The following is a 16,971-nucleotide window of genomic DNA, read 5'->3' as shown; positions in this document are numbered from 1 at the left end:
GTGGGCGAGGGCGGCGGGTGGCTTACGTTACGGAATAATTAAACAGCAACCGCGTGTGCTGCGGGGCGTAGCGGCCGAGCAGGCACTCGAGGTCCGCGGCGATGTCGAAGCCCTCGAGGGGATCGAGGTCGAGCTCGCCCTCGTCGACCCGGAACCAGGTCTCGCCGGCCGCGCGCACATGCACGATCCAGTATTTCCACTGCATCTCGTCGGAGAGCGGATCGGCGTCCTCGACGTCGGGGTTGAGCAGGAAGCCCTCGAGCGGTGTGTCGTCGATCGCGCCGTCGTCGACGAGAAACCAGGTCTCCGTCAGGCCCTCCTCGACGACCTCGGAGACGTCGCAGAGGAACTGCGTCGGCTCCTCGATCGTGATGTCGTACCCGATCGAGGCGGCCAGACAGACGAAGTAGGCCGGGGAGGCGCCCCCGAGCGCGGCGAAGCGGGCCCGCACCGCCCCGACCCGGGCCGCCGCGCCCGACCCCCCCTGAAAGCACGGGTCGGGCAGGCCGAACTCGGCCTCCCACTCGGGCAGGCTGTAGGTGATGGCCGAGGGCAACGCCTGCGTGGCGAGCGTCCATTCGGTAGCGTTGAGGTCCGCCACCCACGCCGCGAGCGCCGACCAGACCCGGCGCATGACGGGCGAGGCGCCGCGCCCGTCGCCGGCCTCGTCGGCGCCCCAGGCCGGCCCGCGCGGCGTGAGCGCGCCGGCGATCTGCGGCAGGATCTGATCTGCGGTCGGGGCGGCCTGCGCGTCGACGACCGAGGGCGGCGCGTCGGCGAGCCGGGCGCAGGGCCACCCCGGCGGAACGCCCCCGCCGGCGTCGGTGTCGGCCGTCGGCAGCGGCCCGTCGACGGTGGGCAGGACGGCGTCGGCGCGGATGAAGCGGATCGACGGAGCCCCGACCGTGAGCAGCGTCGCATCGGCGGTGAGCGCCGTCGTGTCGCCGGTGTAGCCGCGGCCGTCGGTGCTCAGGCGGATCAGCATTAGCGCCTCACGGGACGTAGGACACGGCCCCGAGGACGGGGTATTGGCCGGCCCCGAAGGTGAGGTCGCCGGACGGGCTGACGAGGCGGTGGCGATCCTCGCCGGTCGCCCGGCTCACCGCTTCGTTGAGCCAGGAGGCCGAGAGGACGAAGGGGCCGAGCGTCGGCCGGCCGGGCTCGGCGCGGTCGACGAAGACGGCCGCGAGCTCGGCCGCGATGGCGGCGCGAATGTCCGGCGTGTCGGGCGTGAGCCCGCCGATCGCGACCGACACCGCGACTGGGGCGGGCGCGGCGACGAAGACCCGGGCGGTGACGGGGCGGCGCACCGGGTCGTCGAGGTAGGCCTGCGCGATCGTGACCTGCCCGGCGCTCGGGATGCCGTCGGGCTGGTCGGCGACCGTGAACACGACCCAGACGCTGCGGGCGTCGTTGGCGTAGGCGTCGACGAAGACGGCCCGCACCACCCCGGGCAGTGCCGCGGCGAGCCAGGCCGCGTAGTCGCGGGCGCTGCCGCCGTGGGGCGGCTCGCGCTTGCGGGCGAGCACCCGGGCGCGCAGGGACTCGAGGTCCTCCGGGTCGACCCCGCCCGAGAGGCCGCCGCCATCCTCGTCGGCGTCGACCGTGCCGCCGGCGCCGAGCCCGTCGGGCGCGGCCGTGTCGGGCGAGAGGGCGAGCACCGTGCCGGCCGGCGCGTTGCCGGCCTCCCCGACCGCGTCCGCCTCGACGTAGAGGGTCACGGTGGGCCCGGCGGCGATCGCGCGCGCGAGGGTCGTGTAGGTCAGGCCGTCGTCGCGCACGAAGGTGAGGCCGGCCGGGATCGCGAGGCCCGGGGTGGCGGCCGCCGTGACGCTGCCGAGCGCCGCGACCCCGGCGCCCTGCGCTAGGCCGAGCTCGAACGCGTGCCGGGCGAGCCAGAGCTCGTCGGCGGTCGAGGCGAAGATCTGGCGAGACAGCCAGCGCCGGCGCAGCTCGTGCTCATAGGTCAGGAGCCCGAGCACCTTGGCAAACACCGTGAAGGTGTTGGCCCAGACGCTCGCGACGGCCCCGCCGGCCGCTCCCGTGAAGTAGGAGCGGGCGGCGCGGGACAGGTCGGCAAGTGCGCGGATGCTATAACCGGCCATCGGCTCGCTTCCATAAGAGGTCGAACTGGTCGGCGTAGACGCTGCGGCCGTCGCGGCCGTAGACCCCGACGCTGAGATTGATGCGGCCCGCGACCTTGTCGGCGGTGGCGGCGACGGTGACGCGCGCGGCGGCCCCCTGCTTGACCAGGGGTTGCAGCGCGCGCTCGGCCTCGGCCGCGACCTCGCGGGCGGTCAGGTCGGTGAGCTCGTGGCGGCGAAACAGCCAGAGTTTCGACCCGAGCGGGGCCTCGCCGGCGGCCGTGTCGACGTCGAAGCCGTCGCCCGGCCAGCCGCGGCGGTCGCCCCGGTGCTCGAACCGCAGCTCGGCCGCCTCGACCCGGGCGTCGGTGAACAGGAGGAGGAGGACCGCGGTCCGCAACGGGTTGGCCGCGACGAGGCCGCCGGCGGCGCCGTCCTCGGGCGTGGTCGCCAGGGCGAAGTCGCCGACGACGCCGTTCCAGACGATGTCGGGCGGCAGCACCGTGACGCCCTCGTCGGCGAGCGGCGTGAGCGTGAGCTGCATGGGGTCAGACCTTGGCGAAGACGATCGAGGAGGGGCCGGCCTGCGTCATCACGGCCGAGCCGCCCTCGCCCCCGAGGTCGACGCGGCCCGGGGTGATCGTGACCGTCGTCGAGCCGACCTTGAGCACGAGCCTGTCGGTGCCGGTGAGCGTGATGGTCTTGCCCGTCATCTTCTGAGCGCGGTCGCCGGCGTCGTGCCAGACCCCGTCGTCGCCGAGCATCCGGGTCGCGTTGCCCTTGGCGTCGTAGAGGGTGGTGTTGCCCTCGGCGAGGTTTTTGGGCCGCTTGTCCTGGTGCTCGAGGCCGAGGAAGGCGACGAGGCCGCGCTCGCCGGCGCCCGCGATCCCGACCCCGTGCGAGCCCTTCGGGGCGTGCGAGGCGAGGCCGTGCTGGCGCACGACGTGCACCCGATCGAACTCCTCGCCGGCGTAGCCGAGCCCGCGGGCGAGCTGCAATTCGCCGTCGTCGTAGGTCTGCGAGAGCTCGGTGCGGAAAAGCTGCGTGCGGCCCATGCATCACTCCTCGTCGACGCCCGAGCCGGCGTCGAAGGCGCTGTCGGAGGTGCCCGACCCTTTCTTGCCGCCCTGGGCCTTGGGGTCGACGAAGGTCAGGTAGGCGAGCGTGCCGCCCTCGCGGTCCTGGCGGAAATTGACGGTCGAGAGCGCGAAGTCGCTGTCGACGTCCTCGGGGTCGACCTGGATCGCCATAAGGTGCCCGGGGGTCCAGAGCTGGCCGGCCTCGTCGCGCCAGGTCGAGACCTTGACGGTGATCGTCGTGCCGTAGGCCGCCCGCCGCAGGCGCTCCCAGCGCAGGCGCTTCTTCAGCTCTTTCTTGGTCCAGTCGCCCTCGGGAATGATGAGCAGCGGCCGGTTGCGCCCGACGCTCGGGTCGGTCTCCTGCTCCTCGAGCCGCAAGGACTCCTTGCCGGTGCCCTTGGCGCGCTGCCCGCGCCCGACGATCGGCGAGTGCTTGGCGTCGCACTTGATCCGGACGTCGAGATCCTCGATCGGCGATTGGCCGAGCACCAGGGCGCCGGCGTGGCGCTTGGTGCCGGCGCGGGTGATCTTGACCGAGCCGTCGGGCTGGCCCGAGAGCATCAGCCCGAGCCGGCGCGCCTCGCGCTCGATCGTCTGGTGGATCGTGTCGGTCGGGCGCCGCTGCACCTTCGGGATCGGCTCGAGCTTCTGATCGGTCGAGTAGCCGCACCGGACCTCGTCGAGCTCGTTGGCGATCTCGAGCAGGGTCTTGTTTTCAAAGCGCCCGGTTTTGTGCTTGACCGGGTGACAGTCGACGGCGTCGGCCGACTTCGACTTGCCCTCGACCGTGACGGCTTTCGAGCTCTTGCCGTACTTCGCGCCGTAGGCCGTGACGTGGCCCTTGACCAGGAGCTCGCCGCCGCCGCGCCCGGCGGGGGCGGTGCGGATCTCGACCTCGCGGCCGTGGCGCAGGGCCTTGGCCTCGGCCGACCAGCTCGGGTTCGTGGCCCCGAGCGTGAACGAGATCTCGGCCGACTCCATGGAGCGATCGACCGACACGTCCTGCCAGCCGATCAGGCCGTGCCCGTCGACGATCAGGGTCACGATCTCCTCGACGAAGGGCACGGGCACTAAGCTCCGGTCAGGGGCGGGTCGTAGGCGCGGTCGAAGTCGCCGCAGCGGTTGACGGCGTAGACCAGGGGCCAGCCGCGCAGGTCGCCGGCGCCGCGGGCGGCCACGACGGGCGCGTGGCGGCGGCAGGCGCCCCAGCTCTCGCCCTGGCCGTCGACGGTCTCGAAGTGCCGGCAGCGCGCGCAGGCCTCCGGGCCGGGAACCGGCACATGGACGCGCCGCGCGACCGGCGGAGCCGGCGGGACAGCGAAGGAGACGTTCGGCATTTCAGGTGTCCCGCTCGGGCTTGAGGCGCAGGCACGCCGGCCGGCCGCCGGGCGCGCGCAGAACGACGGGCTCGCGCACGCCGTGGTAGCCGGGCGGCAGGCCCGGATGCGCCAGCACGGCGACCGCGGTGGTCGCGTCGAACGGCATCGCGCGCACCAGGTGCGCCAGGCCAGCGGCGAGGACCTCGGCGAGGAGCGCCGGGGTGATCAGCACGTGGGCCGTCCCGGGCTCGAGGACGGCCGCACGCGGGCAGGCGTCCCGGTGGCAGTGCCCGGGCGCGGTCGCCTGGCACTTGCGGCAGGGCGGGCGAGCCGGGCTCATGCGGCGCCCCCGGGCGAGACCGCCTCGATCGTCGCCGGGCAGAACAGCGGCGTGCCGATGCGGTTGCGGCTGACGAGCTCGTCGGCGCGGCTCGGGTCGCCGTAGAGGCTCCACGCGAGCGCCGTCGACGGGAACGACCGCCCGGTCGCGACCCGCACCACGGGCGCGAGGCTGACCGCCTGCGTCACGAGGTGGGCCGAGGCCTGGCGGGCCGCCGCGCCGAGGATCTCGGCGACCTCCTGGCCGAGGAGGTCGGCGACGGGGTCGAAGATGCCGTCGCAGGCCGTCGTGATCCGGGTCCGCGCCGCCGTGGCCGCGCGCCGGTCGGCGAAGTCCGAGCGGCACTCGGCCAGGAAGGCCTCGCCGAGGCAGGCGACCGCGACCGAGAGCGAGAGCGCCCCGGCGTAGCGGTAGGCGCGGGTGAGCACCGGCGAGGCCGAGACCGGCACGGCGACCCGCGCGCGGGCCGCGGCCGCGTAGAGGCCGGCGCTCGCATCGCTGGGCGCGGCGGCGCGGGCGAGCGCCTGCACGGCCTCGACGAGGGCGGCGGCGATCGCCGCGACGTCGGCCCGGCTGGTGACCCGCGGGGCGTCGACCTTGAGGACCCGCCGGCAGGCCCGGGTCACGTCGACCGCGATCGCGGGCGCCACGGTCAGGCCGGCGGCGAGGTCGAGCACGATCTGCGCCAGCGCGCCGGCCGAGACCGCCGCGCCCGCGAGCGCGCCCGAGGGGGCGATGGGCATGGGGAGGACTCCGTCAGAACGGGAAGACGCCGAGCACGCTCGAGACGACCTGGCTGAGCCCGTCGAGGGCCCCTTGCGCCAGGCGGTCGCCGAGCGGGATGGCCGGGAAGCCGCCCCCGTCCTGGCCCGCCTCGACGAATTCGAGATCGACCGCGATGTAACCGAGCTTGTCCTTTTGCGTGGCGAGCTCGCAGCCCTCGCAGCGGACCTGGTCGGCGCCCAGCAGCGGCAGCACGAGCGTTCCGACCCCGGCCCGGCCGCAGGCCGCGATCAGGGCCGCCATCTCGGCGTCGGCGGCATCCGAGGCGAGATAGGCCGTGATCCGGTACTCCCGGACGAGCCGCCCCATGTCCTCGGTGCCGTGCTCCTCGGCCTTGACGTACTCGTGCCGCACGACCCGCCGGCCGACCTTGCCGGCCTGGTCTTTCTCGACGAGAAAGCGCGCCCCGCGGAAACTCGCGGGGCGCAGGCTCAGGCGCCAATCACGCATGGTCTAAATCCCACCCGGGTTGCCTGCCGCCTGCGGCATGGACATCGCGCCGGACCGGAAGCCGGCATTGGCGCGGATGTTGCCCGACGAGGTCGCCGAGAGGCCCGAGACGGCGCCGGGCCCGTCGATCTTGACGGTCACGTTGACCTGGGCTTGGCCCTCGATCTTCGCCGTGACCTGGTCGGGCTTGACGTTGGCCTGGATCTGATCGGGCTTGACGTTCGCCTCGAGCGGCTTGCCCATCTTGGCCTCGAATGACCCGAGCGCCTTTTCGAGCGTGTTGCCGAGGATCGTCGACTGGCCCGAGAGATCCGCGCCCGCGCCGGACGCCGCGCCGAGCGCACCGCGCTCGCCGAGGTTGCCCTTGGCGTCGCCCCAGGATTTCACCTCGACCGGGAGGGTCTGGCCGCCTCCGAACAGGGAGCGCCAGGTTTCCTTGATCCAGGGGCCGAGGTCGGCCATGGGGTTTTCGTCGAGCGCGCCACCTGTCGCCGGGTCGACGCGGCGCTCGGCGACCGCCTTGGGCAGTTGCTCGGCCGTGCTGTAGGCCGCGACGCCGGCGCCGATCGCGACGCCGGCGCCCGCGGTGCTCAGGCCCGCCGCGGCGGCCGCCGCCGGGCCGCCGAAGCCGAGCGCCGAGGCCGTGAGGCCCGCGCTCTTGATCCCGAGGAACACCGACGCCGCGCCGAGCACGCCCGAGGTGAGCTGAGCCGCCCCGTTGCTGAGCTCGGCGAAGCTCTGCACCAGGTGGCCGGCCTTGTCGGTGAGGCTCGTCAGGATCCCGCCCTTGCCGTCGTCATCCCACGCCCGACCGAGCTTGGTCTCGGCGTTGGTGGTCGCGCCCTGCAAGCGCTTCACCGCGCCGTCGAAGCCGGCCATGCGGGCGTCAGCGACGGTCTTCGCGTAGCCCTGCGAGTGGCTGAGGAGCTCCTCGATCAGGTGCTTGAACGTCTCGGGATCGCCGAGCGCGTTGGCGATGCGGGCGCCCTGCTTCGACCCGAAAATCGCGTTGGCGAGCGCCGGGTTGCCCGGGATCGCCTTCATCAGGTCTTGCACCAGGCGATCGGTGTCGACGCCCCACATGGACGCGTCACGGAAGCGGTTGGCGAGGCCGGCGATCGACTTTTTCGACTTGGCGTCATCCCCGCCGAGGTTATCGGAGAGGAGTTTCATCACGGCCGGCGTGAACTTCGACGGGTCGCCGATCATCCCCTTGTCGGAAAAGATCTTGCCGAGACCGCCGCGCGTGTCCTTGTCGAGCTTGACCCCGTACTGCGCCGCGACAGTCTTGACGAAGGCGTCGAGGTCGATCTTGTCCGGGTTTTTCTGGTAATTCTTGTAATCGAGCCCGTTCGCCAGCATCGCCTCTTTGGCGCCGCGGGTCGGCTTGAGCGCGTTGGCGACGAGTGCCCGGAAGGCGGTGCCGGACTCCTGGCCGCCCATGTTCGCCTTTTTCGAGATGCCGGCAAAGCCGAGCAAGGTCTGCTCGGACAGCCCCGCCATCCGGGCCGGGGTCGCGCCGTACTTATAGGCCTGGCTGATGTCATCGGGCGTCATGCCCGAGATCTTGGCGGCCTTGACCTGGGCGTCGGCGGTCTGGCGAGCCGACTCCATCGCCTCCTGAAGCGTCGCCATCGGCTTCTTGAAGCCGAACAGCGCGCCCTCCATTTGCTTAACGGCGTCGGGCAGGCGCAGATCGGTCGCCATGCCGAGGTCGGCGGCCGGGCTCATCAGGCCCATGACTTGGTCGCGCTTCAAGCCGCGGGCGGCGAGCTCGCGCTGCGCCTCGAGCACCTGCACGTCGTTGTAGCGCGTGCTCCCGCCCATGTGGATCGCCTGGTCGACGAGCGGCTTCTGCTCGGCGTCCGACAGGCCCATCACGATCTGGCCGAAGCGGCGCTCGCTGTCGAACTCCTGGTAGGTGTGCAGCGCGTGGGCGCCGAAGTGCTCGGCCTTGTGCACGGCGGCGAGGCCCGCCATGCCGGCCGCGCCCTTGATCGCGTCGCGCCGGCCCTGGCGGCGCTCGAGGATCTCGGCCCGGCGGGCGACCTCCTCGTCGCGCCGCGCGAGGCGCGTACGCTTGGCGTCGGCCGCGCCGCGGGTGGCGAGGCGATCCATGCGCATCTGCTTGTCGAGGGCGGCCGAGGTCGACTCGATCGCCGAGCGCAAGGCCTTCTGATGCCCGACCGCCGAGGTCACGGGCACGCCGAAGGAATTCATCTCCTGGCGCGCCGACTTGAAGCTCGCTGCCTGGCGCGCGAACGCGGCCTCGGTCGCGCGGGCGGCGGTCTCGGCGCCGCGCAGTTGGCGCTCGAGCTGCTTGACCGAGGCGGTCGCCTCCGGGGTCTTGAGGGTCTTGGCCGAGGCCCGGGCGCTGTCGAGGGCACTCGCGAGGCGCTTCGCCTCCCCTTGAGCCTGGCGCATCGCCATGCGGGAGCTCGCGAGCGAGCTCTCGACGCCGCGAACCTTGTCGAAGGCCTGCATCTGGCGCTGCAAGCCGCCGAGGCGGCCCGAGAGGCGCTCGATCTCGGCCGAAGCCTTCGCGCCCTTGCCGAGGCCCTGAAGCTTCTTCCCGATCTTGTCGAAGACGGCGCCGGTGCGGTCCTCGGCCGAGATGACGGCCTTGGCTTCGATGATCCGGCCCATCAGCGTTGCCCCCGCGTCTCCCGCTCACGGCGGCGTTTCTCGGCCCGGGCGAGCGCCCGGCCGTACCAGTAGATCACCTGCGGCAGGCTCATCCGCCCGATCGCGGCGACGTCCTGGCTCAGCTCGAAGGCGAGGTCGTCGGCGAGGTCGGCGACGGTTCGGTCACCTCGCCGTCGGGCTGGAAAAAACCCAGGATTACCTTTCGCACCTCCCGGCCGGTGCGGGCGTCGCACTGCGAGAGCAGGTTGACGTCGGCCGGAGAGACCAGGCAGTCGGCCACGTAGGCCCGAATGACCTCCATGCTCTCGACCGCGTAGCGCGCGCCGTCGGGGGTCTCGGCCACCGTGTAGGGCTCGCCGTGCTCCATGTAGGCGTCGAAGCTCGGCGCCTTGAGCACGATCTCGCGCACCTCGCCGCCGTGGGTGATAATCGGCGTCTTGAGCGGGATCTTGACTTCGTGGGCCACGGGTCGGGTTCTCCTGGCGGCGCGCCGGGGACGGGCCCGCGCGGGGCCCGTCGCGGCGTCAGATCTGCTGGTACTTGTCGGTTTCGATCGACAGGCCGGAGACCTCGCCGGTCTCGGTGTCGATCGAGGGCGTGCCCGACCAGGAGGCGGCGGTGTAGAGGTGCGTGACCGGCGTCTTGAGGTCGGTCTCGACGAAGGTCACGTCGACCTCGGCCAGCACCATGGCGTCGTCCCACCGGAGGCCGACGCCGCGGTCGAAGGTGAGGTCGAGCTTGGCGAGCTTCGGCTTGACCGTCGAGTAGCCGGTGCCGTTCTGGTTGACGCCGTTCTCGCGCGAGACCCGGGCGGGCTCGACCGTGGCCTTGCCGCGGCCCGAATAGGTGCGGCCGTTGATGTCGAGCGTAAAGCGCCCGCCCTTGGTATCCATGACGTCGAGCCTCTAAGCGGAAGGGGTGCGGGAAGGGGTGCGGAGGGTGCGAGGGCGGCCGGGCGCGAGGCCCAGCCGCGAGGGCGTCAGAGGAGCGAGCCGTTGCTGGCGGTGAGCTCCTGGTTGACCGTGATGTTCGCGGCGAAGACCGAGAGCTGGTTGGTGACATCGATCGGCAGGTAGGCGTTGAGCCGCTGCGGGTCGCTCGAGCGCTCGACGATCAGGAACTGCGCGAACAGCTCCGGCTTCTCGACGATGCCGCCGATTTCCGAGAGCTCGGTGTAGGCGTGCACCATGGTGGCGCGCGCCTGGGGCGGGGTGACCACGCCCTGCAAGCCGCGCGGGTTGTCGTCGCGCAGCGCGTGGCGCGGGTAGGTGCTCGTGACCTTGAGCTTGATGTAGCGCCCGACGTAGGCCGAGATCGCCATGGTCTCGAGGGTGAGAAACGAGATGTCGGGCTGCCCGTAGGCGTTGGTCTGGTAGGTCGTGAACAGACGACCGATCGCCACCGACCCGTCGTTGTTGATCTCGAGGGCCGAGATCTCGTTGTGATAGAGCGTCTCGTAATCCGCCCCGCCCCAGCGGTCGCCGTGATCCTTCGGCGGGCGCACCCCGGAGAGCACGAGGGTTTGCAGCGGCCGGGCGATCTCGATCGCCTCGGTGAGCGGCCGGCCGAGGTTCTTCGACAGCCCGACGACGCCGGCGATCGCCGCGACGATCGACCAGACCGGGGTCGGATAGTTCAGGACGCCGACGATGGTCGCGTGGCGATCGTTGCGGGCCGCGCCGAGGGTGGTCAGGGTCGAGACGTTGCCGGTCGCGATCGTGATGTGGTGGCCGCCGAGGCCGACCGTCGGCGACCAGCGGCCCGAGCCCGCGTCCGAGAAGAAATCGCGGGAGGCGTTGAGCTGGCCCGTCAGCGCGTATGGCGAGGCGACCCAGTCGAACTGCGCCGAGCCGAGCGCCGCGAGGGCCGCCGCCATGTCGACGTCGCCGGCGCCGCCGGTCATCGCCGTGATCGCGGCGGTGAGGCCCGCCGGGTCGATCTCGTCGCCGTCGAGGCCGGCCTCGATCCGGATGCCGTTGCCCTCGGTGCCGGTGTGCACGGCGGTGAGGTTGACCTTGCTCGTGACCGTGCCGTCGACCGCGGCCGTGACGGGCGCGGACATGCGCCGGTTGAAGACCACGTAGCCCCGGCCCACCGCCGCGACGAGCGCGGCCGCGACGGTCGCGCCGGTGTCGCCGACCGCGACGCCGACGCCGTACCGCTGGCCGCCGATGTAGCGCACGAGGGTGCCGGCCGCCGTGGCGGTGCCGGTGATCGCGATCGCGCCGGCCGCATTCGAGCCGCCCGACGGGTCGCCGACGTCCATCGCCCAGATCTCGCCGAGCGGGTTGTGATACCGCGCGTAGGCGATCATGTCGGCGAGCATGGACCCGCGGCCGCCGAGCGCGTTCGGGTCCGTCGAGCCGACGTTCTGCGCCTTGAGGGCGACGAGGCTGCCGCCGTTCGCGCCGCTCTTGCGCCGGCCGAGCACCAGGGTGCGCGAGAGGCCCGAGTAGGGCGGCACACCCGGGTTGAACTCGGCGTAGAACAGCGGGCGCCGGACGTCGCCGGGCATCTGGTTGAACGATACGGCCACGGGCGATCACTCCGAACGGAAAGCCGGCCGCCGTGCGGGCGGCCGTGGGTGGCGGGACAGGGGGTGTGTGAAGGGTCAGGCCGCCGGGGCGGCCGCGTCGGGGTCGGCCGCCGAGGCCGCCTCGGGCGCCGGCAGGTCGAGCGGGCGCACGGTGACCTCGCCGCGGCGCGCCATGCCGGCCCAGTAGGCGTTCCAGGCGACCGGCGCGCCCTCGGGCGGGAGCATCCGGCCGCGCGAGGGGTCGGGGATCTGCGCGGTCGGCAGGGCCGGGGTGACGTGAGTGTCCATCGGTGGCCTCGGCTCAGGGGTTGGCGCGCACGCCGAAGGTGATCGCGGCCGCGCGGTCGTCGGCCTCGCTCGGGGCCGCGTCCGGGGCGAGCGCGTGCGGCGCGAAGGTGAGATCGGCGCCCGTGAAGGGCAGCACCGGAGGCGGGGCCGGGGCGGGCAGGATGCCGGCCAGGAGCTGGCAGGTGGCCTGCGCGCTCGATCCCGAGGGGGCCGCCTCGCAGACCGTGCGCAGCGGATCGGGCAGGCTCGCGTAGGGGCCGGTCGGGGGATCGAGCGCGTCCTCGCCGTCGTCGCCCTTGAGCTCGACCGCGAACCGCAGGTAGCGGACCGCGAACTTCTCGCCGGTCTGGTCGGTCCTGAACGGATCGCTCTTGTACTCGGGGACGCGCCGCGTCACCGCGCGCCGCAGGAGCGCGGCCTGGGACGTCTCCCCCTCGCAAAGGGCCACGACGGCGCGCTCGCTCAGGAAGTCGAGGAAGGCGGCCAGGTCGCGGTCGCTGCCGACGCGGTGGAGCATGGGCACGCCCTCGACGTCGGCCACCGCCGTCATCGCGATCTCGAGCACCAGCTCGCAGCGCAGGTCGAAGGGCGAGCCGCCGTTGTTGGCGGAGTAGGCCTTCGCCACGATCGACTCGGTCGTGACCACGATCACCGGCACGGGCTCGCGGTGGTCGAAGTCGGCGATGCGCTCGTCGTAGACCAGGGGGCCGCACAGTTGCGCGATCCCCGGATCGGCGAGCAGCGTCTCCACCGCCTGGAGCCGCAGGGCCGTCAGCGCGAGGCTCATCGGATCTCCGCGAGGTGGATCTGGGCGCGCCCGAGGTCGACCGGCAGGTAGTCGGTGACCTGGTAGCGCTCGCCCGTGTCGGTCCGGATGATCAGGTCGCCCTGGACCGGGCGCTGGGGCAGGCGCGCGACGTCGACGTCGATCCGGGGCTTCTCGCCCGCGATCGCCTTCGTGGTCGCGTCAGACATCGCCCGGCCATGGGCGTTCATCATGGCGCCGGGCGCCACCCAGACGCCCCGGAAGGCGACCGCCAGGCGCGCCGTGTCGACGACCGGCCGAGCGTTGACGTCCCGCACGGCGCCGACGAGCGGCGCCGTGCGGGGCTGGAGCGTGAAGCCCTCGGCGTAGACCGCATCGACCGTGCGGCTGGCGGCGCGGGCGAGTGCGGCGAACGGCGCGGGCATGGGCGCCTCAGAACGACTTGTTGAGCCGCACGCGGCCGACGGCCGAGGGATTGGCGGCCGCCAGCACCGCGACGCCGAGCTTGGTATTGCTCCCCGCCGTCGTGGTGGCGTTCTTGGCGGTGGCGTCCCAGTAGACGGCGGCGCCCTGCGTCCAGGCCTGGGCCGAGACCTTGGGCAGGTCGTAGACGCCGCCGGTCACGACCTCGACGTCGGCGCCCGAGAGCGCGTCGGCGGCTGCGACGCCGAAGATGGCGCCGACGATCACGACGTCGCCGGACAGGAGGTTGGCGGGCGCGGTCAGGGTGACGACCTCGCCTTTCTGCACGAAGTTGCGCATGGGGTGGACTGGCCTCGAGGGATGGGGGTTGCCGGGAGGATCGCGGGCCGCGTCAGGCGGCCCGCGTCACGAGGGCCGGGGCCTGGCCGATCAGGCCGAGCGCCACAGGCCGCGGAAGTCGATCACCTTGGCGGCGACGTCCTGGCGGACCTTCACCTCGACGCCGTCGACGTCGAAGCCCATGCGGGTCTCGGTGTAGAGCCCCTCCTGGCCCTCGAGGTAGGCGAGCTCGATGATGTCGATCTGCTCGGGCGAGCCGGCGAGATACCAGGTCGAGGCCGAGGCGACGTCGAGGCGGGGCTCGGAAACTGCCTGAAGCTTCTTCATCGACGCCGTCACGACGTCCGAAGACTTCGTCGGGTAGATCTGCCCCAGGAACTGCTCGGCGACCGTCTCGAGGGCGGTCGGCACCACGAGGTAGGTCGGGGTGACGTTGAGCAGCGTCTTGCCGTCGAGGCCGGTCTGGACCCGCATCATCTGGCGCGCCGCGCCGACGCCGGCGGCCCCGATGGTGGGCGCGCCGGTGCCGACGTTCTTGTGGTTCGTGCCGTCGAACACGTTGAACCCGTCGGCGAGCGCCGGATTGCCGGTGATCTGGCCCCAGACGAGGTCGCTCTCGAGGTTCGCCGCCGCCACGCCGAACGCGCGCGGGATGCGCGTGAAGGCGTCGAGGTCGTCGTTGATGATGACCTGACGGGTGATCGAGACGATCTTGCCGTAGGTCGCGACGGCGTACTTCTCGCCGGCGTCGCCCATCTTGCCGCGCTTGAACTCGCCGTGCTCGTTGACCTTCTCGAGCTGGGGCGCCTCGCCGAGCTGGACGCGGCTCACCGGCTTGAAGTCCGGCACGGTGACCACGCGCACGAGCGGCCGGAAGGTCTGCGGGGCGGCTTGGTAGCCCATCCGCAGGGTCTTGTTGGCGACATTCGCCAGGATGTTGGGGAAGTCCGAGGTGGAGAGCGAGCCGCCCGAGCGGATCGCGATGTCGGACACGCCTGAGCGCATCTCGAGCATCGCCTGGGCGCGCTCGTGCTTGGACATGCCGCGCGTGCGCACGCCGGCGCCCTCGAGCAGGTCGGAGCCGATCTCGAGCAGCGTCATGCCGCGGAACAGCCGGCCCTGGTCGGAGAGCTGCACGCCCTTCGGGTCGAAGCGGTGCATCAGCGCGTTCTCGATCGCCGCGCCGCGCTGCTCGACCTCGGACGGGCCGGTGACCTGGGCACGGGGCACGCTGCGGGTCATGGAGGCATCCGAGCGGGCGGCCATGAAGTCGAAGGCGCGAATGCGGAAGGCCTCGGCGCCGGTGTCGCCGTCGAGCGCGGCGTCGATGTCGGCCTGCGGCATCCCGGAGCGGCGGCCGATCTCGCGGATCTCGGCAGCGCGGGCGCGCTCGGCGCGCACCTGCGCTTGGCCGTCGACGGCCAGCACGGGGGCGGGTGCCGGAGCCGCGGCCGGGGCGGCGCGGGTCTCGGGGGCCTCGGGAGCGACGGTCTCAACGGGCGCCGGGCCCGCCTGCGGCGAATGACGACGAAGCACGTCGCTCTCCTCGGTTTGGGCCTGCGCCCGGGGGGTGGGGGTGGGTTCGGCGGGCGTGCTGCGCACGGCCGCCCGGGGATCGGCGGGGACGGTCACGAGGGAGACCTCGAGGAGCTCCCACTTGTCCGCCCGCCAGATTTCGGTGTCGTCCTCGACGCTGGTCAGCGTCCACGAGGTGACGCGGTAGCCGACCGAGATCGACGAGAGCTCGCCGCGCGAGACCATGCCTTCGAAGGCGCGGCCGTCCTCGGTGTCGGCGAAGCGCAAGCGCCCCGCGAGGCCGGTCGCGTCGAAGCGGGCCTCCTCGACCACGCCGATCGGCCGGGCCTGGTCGTGGTTGAACAGGAACGCCATGCGGCCGTCGATGGCGCGGCCGAGGTCGACCGCCTCCGGTCCGACCGCGAGCTCCTCGAAGGCGCCCCAGCGCCGGATCCGGGCGCCGCTCGAGAACACCGCCTCGATCGTGCGGGCGGCCGCGTCGTAAGTGCCGGGCACGAAGCTCGCCGCGCGGGTGACGGTCGAGCCAGGCTCGAACCCGTCGGGGCCCATGCGGGGCGTCGTGGCCGCGCGCGTCAGCGCGTTGGAGACGGCGCGCGTCAGCGCCGCACGGATGCCGCTCATCGTCGGATTTTCCTGGGGGGTTGGGGGTCAGTCGGCGCCAGGCTTCGGCGGATCGGTGGCGTAGCCCTCGCCGCCAGGCGACTGCGCGACGCCGAGCTGCGAGGTGCGGCGCGGGTCGATGTCGAGGACGAGGCCGTCCTTGTCGGCGAGCTCGAAGAAGGCCTTGGTGTCGGCGATGACCTTGCGCCAGTCTTCGCCCCATGAACCGATGAAGGTCTGGGGCGTCATCCGGCCGGCGCGCACCGCCAGGATGTCGGCCTCGAGGTCCTTCCTGGGGTCGATCGGCTCGACCGCCGGCATGACGTAGTTCCAGCGATAGCCGTCCTTGCGGGGCTTCAGGGCCCCGGCGGCGATCGCAGTATCGGTCCACCAACCGGTCACGCGCCGCATGAGCTGCGGCACCAGCATCAGGTGCTGCTCCTGCTCGGTCAGGCGCCGGTTCTCGATCTTGCCGGCCCGCAGGCTAGAGTAGTTCGCCTGCCGGAGGTCGCCCGTGAGCTGGTCGTAGGTGATGCCGGTGCCGGCCGCGAGCGCCATCTGGCCGGCGAGCCAGACCGGCTCGAACTGGCCCGACCCGGTAGGCGCGGCAAAGCTCACCTTCTCGCCGGGGTTGAGATAGTTGATCATCCCAGGCGCGAGTTTCTCGATCAGGCGCCGGGCGACTCCGCCCTCCTTGACGACCTGGCCGACGTTGCTCTGCTGCTCGCCGTTCGTCTCGACGAAGGCGGCAAAGCACGCCTCGGTCTTGGCCTTGACCAGAACCGCGTCCATCAGGTCGGCGAGATCGCGCGCCGTCATCAGCACGGGCGCGAACACCGGCACGCCGCGCACCTGGCCCGGCCGCAGGGGCCGGTAGAGGTGGATCACCTCGGAAGCCTCGACGAATTTCGAGACGAAGGGCGAGCCGTAGAAGTTGAAGTCGCCCGGATGCTGTACGTGCAGCCAGTAGCCCGTACGCCGATCGTAGTCGCCGAGACCCACGCCGAGGCGCGAGTTCTGGCCCTCGAACAGGCCGAGATCGCGGGCTGTGTCGATCCAGTCGCCCTCGAGGACGTGGAGCTGCAGCGGAACCCGCATCCCGGAGGAGAGCGGGCGGATGACGCGGCGCACGACCGCCTCGCCGCCCTCGCAGGTCGTGCGGTAGGCCGTGACCTGCTGGCCGGCGAAGTCGAGCACGCCCTCGACGTCGGAGACGGCGCACCAGTCGTCCCATTCCTGCCGGACCTGGTTGTCGATCCGGTCCGATCCGTTGTCGGGTACCGCGAGGATGCCGGTGCCGATCGTGTGCGCGGTCTTGATGTCGAGCACGCGCTGGCCGGCCGCCGTGTTGCGGGCGAAGTCCCGCGAGCGGTTGCGCAGGCGCGCGAGCGCCGTGCCGATCTCGACGTTAGCCGAGGTCGCGCCGCCGGCGAAGGTGTCGGCCCGCCGGCCGACCTTGGCGCCGTCGTAGCCGCGCGTCCCCTCGACGAGGCCGAGGGCGTGGGCGCGCGTCATGGCCGCCCGCGGCGCCACCCAGGCGAGCGCGGTCAGCGCCTTCAGGGCGAGCGACATCGGTCAGTCCCGTCCGAAGCTGGCGTAGGTGGTGCACAGCGGCGCGGGTTTCAGGCCGAGGAAGGCCGCGATCTCGTCGCGCACCGAGCGCATGTCGGCGAGCGAGCGGTAGGTTACCTCGCGGTTGTCGGCAAAGCGCACCTTGGACGCACCCGTGGCGATGGCTTGGTTGATCGCGTCGAGATCGGCGGTCGTCCAGGCCATCGGGGC

General features: G+C 72.3%; 20 protein-coding genes. All 20 read right to left on the bottom strand.

The window, feature by feature from the left end; genetic code table 11:
- Positions 1-22 precede the first annotated feature (22 nt).
- Entirely contained in the window at positions 23-985 is a 963-nt protein-coding gene (locus DT057_RS10940) for a putative phage tail protein (protein WP_128562131.1), read from the bottom strand.
- 7 nt (positions 986-992) lie between these two features.
- Positions 993-2,105, bottom strand: coding sequence for a baseplate J/gp47 family protein (locus tag DT057_RS10935; protein ID WP_128562130.1), 1,113 nt, complete (start codon positions 2,103-2,105; stop codon positions 993-995).
- Positions 2,092-2,628 carry a phage GP46 family protein gene (locus tag DT057_RS10930; RefSeq protein WP_128562129.1) on the bottom strand — a complete coding sequence of 179 codons (537 nt, stop codon included), beginning with the start codon at positions 2,626-2,628 and terminating at the stop codon, positions 2,092-2,094. Before DT057_RS10930 ends, DT057_RS10935 begins: the two co-directional genes overlap by 14 nt.
- A 4-nt stretch (positions 2,629-2,632) precedes the next feature.
- Positions 2,633-3,139, bottom strand: a complete 507-nt coding sequence (locus DT057_RS10925) for a phage baseplate assembly protein domain-containing protein (RefSeq protein WP_128562128.1) — start codon at positions 3,137-3,139, stop codon at positions 2,633-2,635.
- Between the two features lie 3 nt (positions 3,140-3,142).
- The gene (locus DT057_RS10920; RefSeq protein WP_128562127.1) at positions 3,143-4,228 is read right to left on the bottom strand and encodes a phage baseplate assembly protein; all 1,086 of its coding nucleotides are present in this window, start codon (positions 4,226-4,228) and stop codon (positions 3,143-3,145) included.
- Positions 4,229-4,233: 5 nt separating this feature from the next.
- Entirely contained in the window at positions 4,234-4,500 is a 267-nt protein-coding gene (locus tag DT057_RS10915) for a hypothetical protein (RefSeq protein ID WP_128562126.1), read from the bottom strand.
- Between the two features lies 1 nt (position 4,501).
- Complete coding sequence (locus DT057_RS10910) at positions 4,502-4,822, bottom strand: hypothetical protein (protein ID WP_128562125.1); 321 nt, start codon at positions 4,820-4,822, stop codon at positions 4,502-4,504.
- The gene (locus tag DT057_RS10905) at positions 4,819-5,565 is read right to left on the bottom strand and encodes a hypothetical protein (protein WP_128562124.1); all 747 of its coding nucleotides are present in this window, start codon (positions 5,563-5,565) and stop codon (positions 4,819-4,821) included. The genes DT057_RS10910 and DT057_RS10905 overlap by 4 nt, the downstream gene beginning before the upstream one ends.
- A gap of 13 nt (positions 5,566-5,578) precedes the next feature.
- The gene (locus DT057_RS10900) at positions 5,579-6,055 is read right to left on the bottom strand and encodes a DNA circularization N-terminal domain-containing protein (RefSeq protein ID WP_128562123.1); all 477 of its coding nucleotides are present in this window, start codon (positions 6,053-6,055) and stop codon (positions 5,579-5,581) included.
- A gap of 3 nt (positions 6,056-6,058) precedes the next feature.
- Positions 6,059-8,701 (bottom strand): phage tail tape measure protein, encoded by a 2,643-nt coding sequence (locus tag DT057_RS10895; RefSeq protein ID WP_128562122.1) that lies wholly within the window; start codon positions 8,699-8,701, stop codon positions 6,059-6,061.
- 118 nt (positions 8,702-8,819) lie between these two features.
- Complete coding sequence (locus DT057_RS10890) at positions 8,820-9,167, bottom strand: hypothetical protein (protein WP_128562121.1); 348 nt, start codon at positions 9,165-9,167, stop codon at positions 8,820-8,822.
- Between the two features lie 58 nt (positions 9,168-9,225).
- Entirely contained in the window at positions 9,226-9,594 is a 369-nt protein-coding gene (locus tag DT057_RS10885) for a phage tail tube protein (RefSeq protein ID WP_128562120.1), read from the bottom strand.
- Positions 9,595-9,680: 86 nt separating this feature from the next.
- Positions 9,681-11,237 (bottom strand): phage tail sheath C-terminal domain-containing protein, encoded by a 1,557-nt coding sequence (locus DT057_RS10880; protein ID WP_128562119.1) that lies wholly within the window; start codon positions 11,235-11,237, stop codon positions 9,681-9,683.
- A gap of 75 nt (positions 11,238-11,312) precedes the next feature.
- Positions 11,313-11,525: a DUF2635 domain-containing protein gene (locus tag DT057_RS10875; protein ID WP_128562118.1), complete on the bottom strand. Its 213-nt coding sequence runs from the start codon at positions 11,523-11,525 to the stop codon at positions 11,313-11,315.
- A gap of 13 nt (positions 11,526-11,538) precedes the next feature.
- Positions 11,539-12,312 carry a hypothetical protein gene (locus DT057_RS10870; protein WP_128562117.1) on the bottom strand — a complete coding sequence of 258 codons (774 nt, stop codon included), beginning with the start codon at positions 12,310-12,312 and terminating at the stop codon, positions 11,539-11,541.
- On the bottom strand, positions 12,309-12,716 hold the full coding sequence (locus DT057_RS10865; RefSeq protein WP_128562116.1) for a hypothetical protein: 408 nt from the start codon (positions 12,714-12,716) through the stop codon (positions 12,309-12,311). Before DT057_RS10865 ends, DT057_RS10870 begins: the two co-directional genes overlap by 4 nt.
- A gap of 7 nt (positions 12,717-12,723) precedes the next feature.
- Positions 12,724-13,053: a DUF2190 family protein gene (locus DT057_RS10860; protein WP_128562115.1), complete on the bottom strand. Its 330-nt coding sequence runs from the start codon at positions 13,051-13,053 to the stop codon at positions 12,724-12,726.
- 90 nt (positions 13,054-13,143) lie between these two features.
- Positions 13,144-15,210, bottom strand: a complete 2,067-nt coding sequence (locus DT057_RS10855; protein WP_128562114.1) for a prohead protease/major capsid protein fusion protein — start codon at positions 15,208-15,210, stop codon at positions 13,144-13,146.
- Between the two features lie 27 nt (positions 15,211-15,237).
- Positions 15,238-16,761 carry a phage portal protein gene (locus DT057_RS10850; protein WP_128562113.1) on the bottom strand — a complete coding sequence of 508 codons (1,524 nt, stop codon included), beginning with the start codon at positions 16,759-16,761 and terminating at the stop codon, positions 15,238-15,240.
- Between the two features lie 3 nt (positions 16,762-16,764).
- Positions 16,765-16,965 carry a phage head-tail joining protein gene (locus DT057_RS10845; protein WP_128562112.1) on the bottom strand — a complete coding sequence of 67 codons (201 nt, stop codon included), beginning with the start codon at positions 16,963-16,965 and terminating at the stop codon, positions 16,765-16,767.
- Positions 16,966-16,971 lie beyond the last annotated feature (6 nt).

The organism is Methylobacterium crusticola (assembly GCF_003574465.1).
Lineage (GTDB): Bacteria > Pseudomonadota > Alphaproteobacteria > Rhizobiales > Beijerinckiaceae > Methylobacterium > Methylobacterium crusticola.
The sequence above is the reverse complement of the archived record's forward strand: the minus strand, read 5'-3'. Positions and strand labels throughout refer to the sequence as shown.

Bases quoted from the DNA above. Each gene is read 5' to 3' on its own strand.
- DT057_RS10865 (WP_128562116.1), bottom strand. From the start codon at position 12,716: ATGCCCGCGCCGTTCGCCGCACTCGCCCGCGCCGCCAGCCGCACGGTC.
- DT057_RS10905 (WP_128562124.1), bottom strand. From the start codon at position 5,565: ATGCCCATCGCCCCCTCGGGCGCGCTCGCGGGCGCGGCGGTCTCGGCC.
- DT057_RS10855 (WP_128562114.1), bottom strand. From the start codon at position 15,210: ATGAGCGGCATCCGTGCGGCGCTGACGCGCGCCGTCTCCAACGCGCTG.
- DT057_RS10915 (WP_128562126.1), bottom strand. From the start codon at position 4,500: ATGCCGAACGTCTCCTTCGCTGTCCCGCCGGCTCCGCCGGTCGCGCGG.
- DT057_RS10850 (WP_128562113.1), bottom strand. From the start codon at position 16,761: ATGTCGCTCGCCCTGAAGGCGCTGACCGCGCTCGCCTGGGTGGCGCCG.
- DT057_RS10910 (WP_128562125.1), bottom strand. From the start codon at position 4,822: ATGAGCCCGGCTCGCCCGCCCTGCCGCAAGTGCCAGGCGACCGCGCCC.
- DT057_RS10860 (WP_128562115.1), bottom strand. From the start codon at position 13,053: ATGCGCAACTTCGTGCAGAAAGGCGAGGTCGTCACCCTGACCGCGCCC.
- DT057_RS10870 (WP_128562117.1), bottom strand. From the start codon at position 12,312: ATGAGCCTCGCGCTGACGGCCCTGCGGCTCCAGGCGGTGGAGACGCTG.
- DT057_RS10935 (WP_128562130.1), bottom strand. From the start codon at position 2,105: ATGGCCGGTTATAGCATCCGCGCACTTGCCGACCTGTCCCGCGCCGCC.
- DT057_RS10940 (WP_128562131.1), bottom strand. From the start codon at position 985: ATGCTGATCCGCCTGAGCACCGACGGCCGCGGCTACACCGGCGACACG.
- DT057_RS10845 (WP_128562112.1), bottom strand. From the start codon at position 16,965: ATGGCCTGGACGACCGCCGATCTCGACGCGATCAACCAAGCCATCGCC.
- DT057_RS10885 (WP_128562120.1), bottom strand. From the start codon at position 9,594: ATGGATACCAAGGGCGGGCGCTTTACGCTCGACATCAACGGCCGCACC.
- DT057_RS10930 (WP_128562129.1), bottom strand. From the start codon at position 2,628: ATGCAGCTCACGCTCACGCCGCTCGCCGACGAGGGCGTCACGGTGCTG.
- DT057_RS10900 (WP_128562123.1), bottom strand. From the start codon at position 6,055: ATGCGTGATTGGCGCCTGAGCCTGCGCCCCGCGAGTTTCCGCGGGGCG.
- DT057_RS10925 (WP_128562128.1), bottom strand. From the start codon at position 3,139: ATGGGCCGCACGCAGCTTTTCCGCACCGAGCTCTCGCAGACCTACGAC.
- DT057_RS10875 (WP_128562118.1), bottom strand. From the start codon at position 11,525: ATGGACACTCACGTCACCCCGGCCCTGCCGACCGCGCAGATCCCCGAC.
- DT057_RS10895 (WP_128562122.1), bottom strand. From the start codon at position 8,701: ATGGGCCGGATCATCGAAGCCAAGGCCGTCATCTCGGCCGAGGACCGC.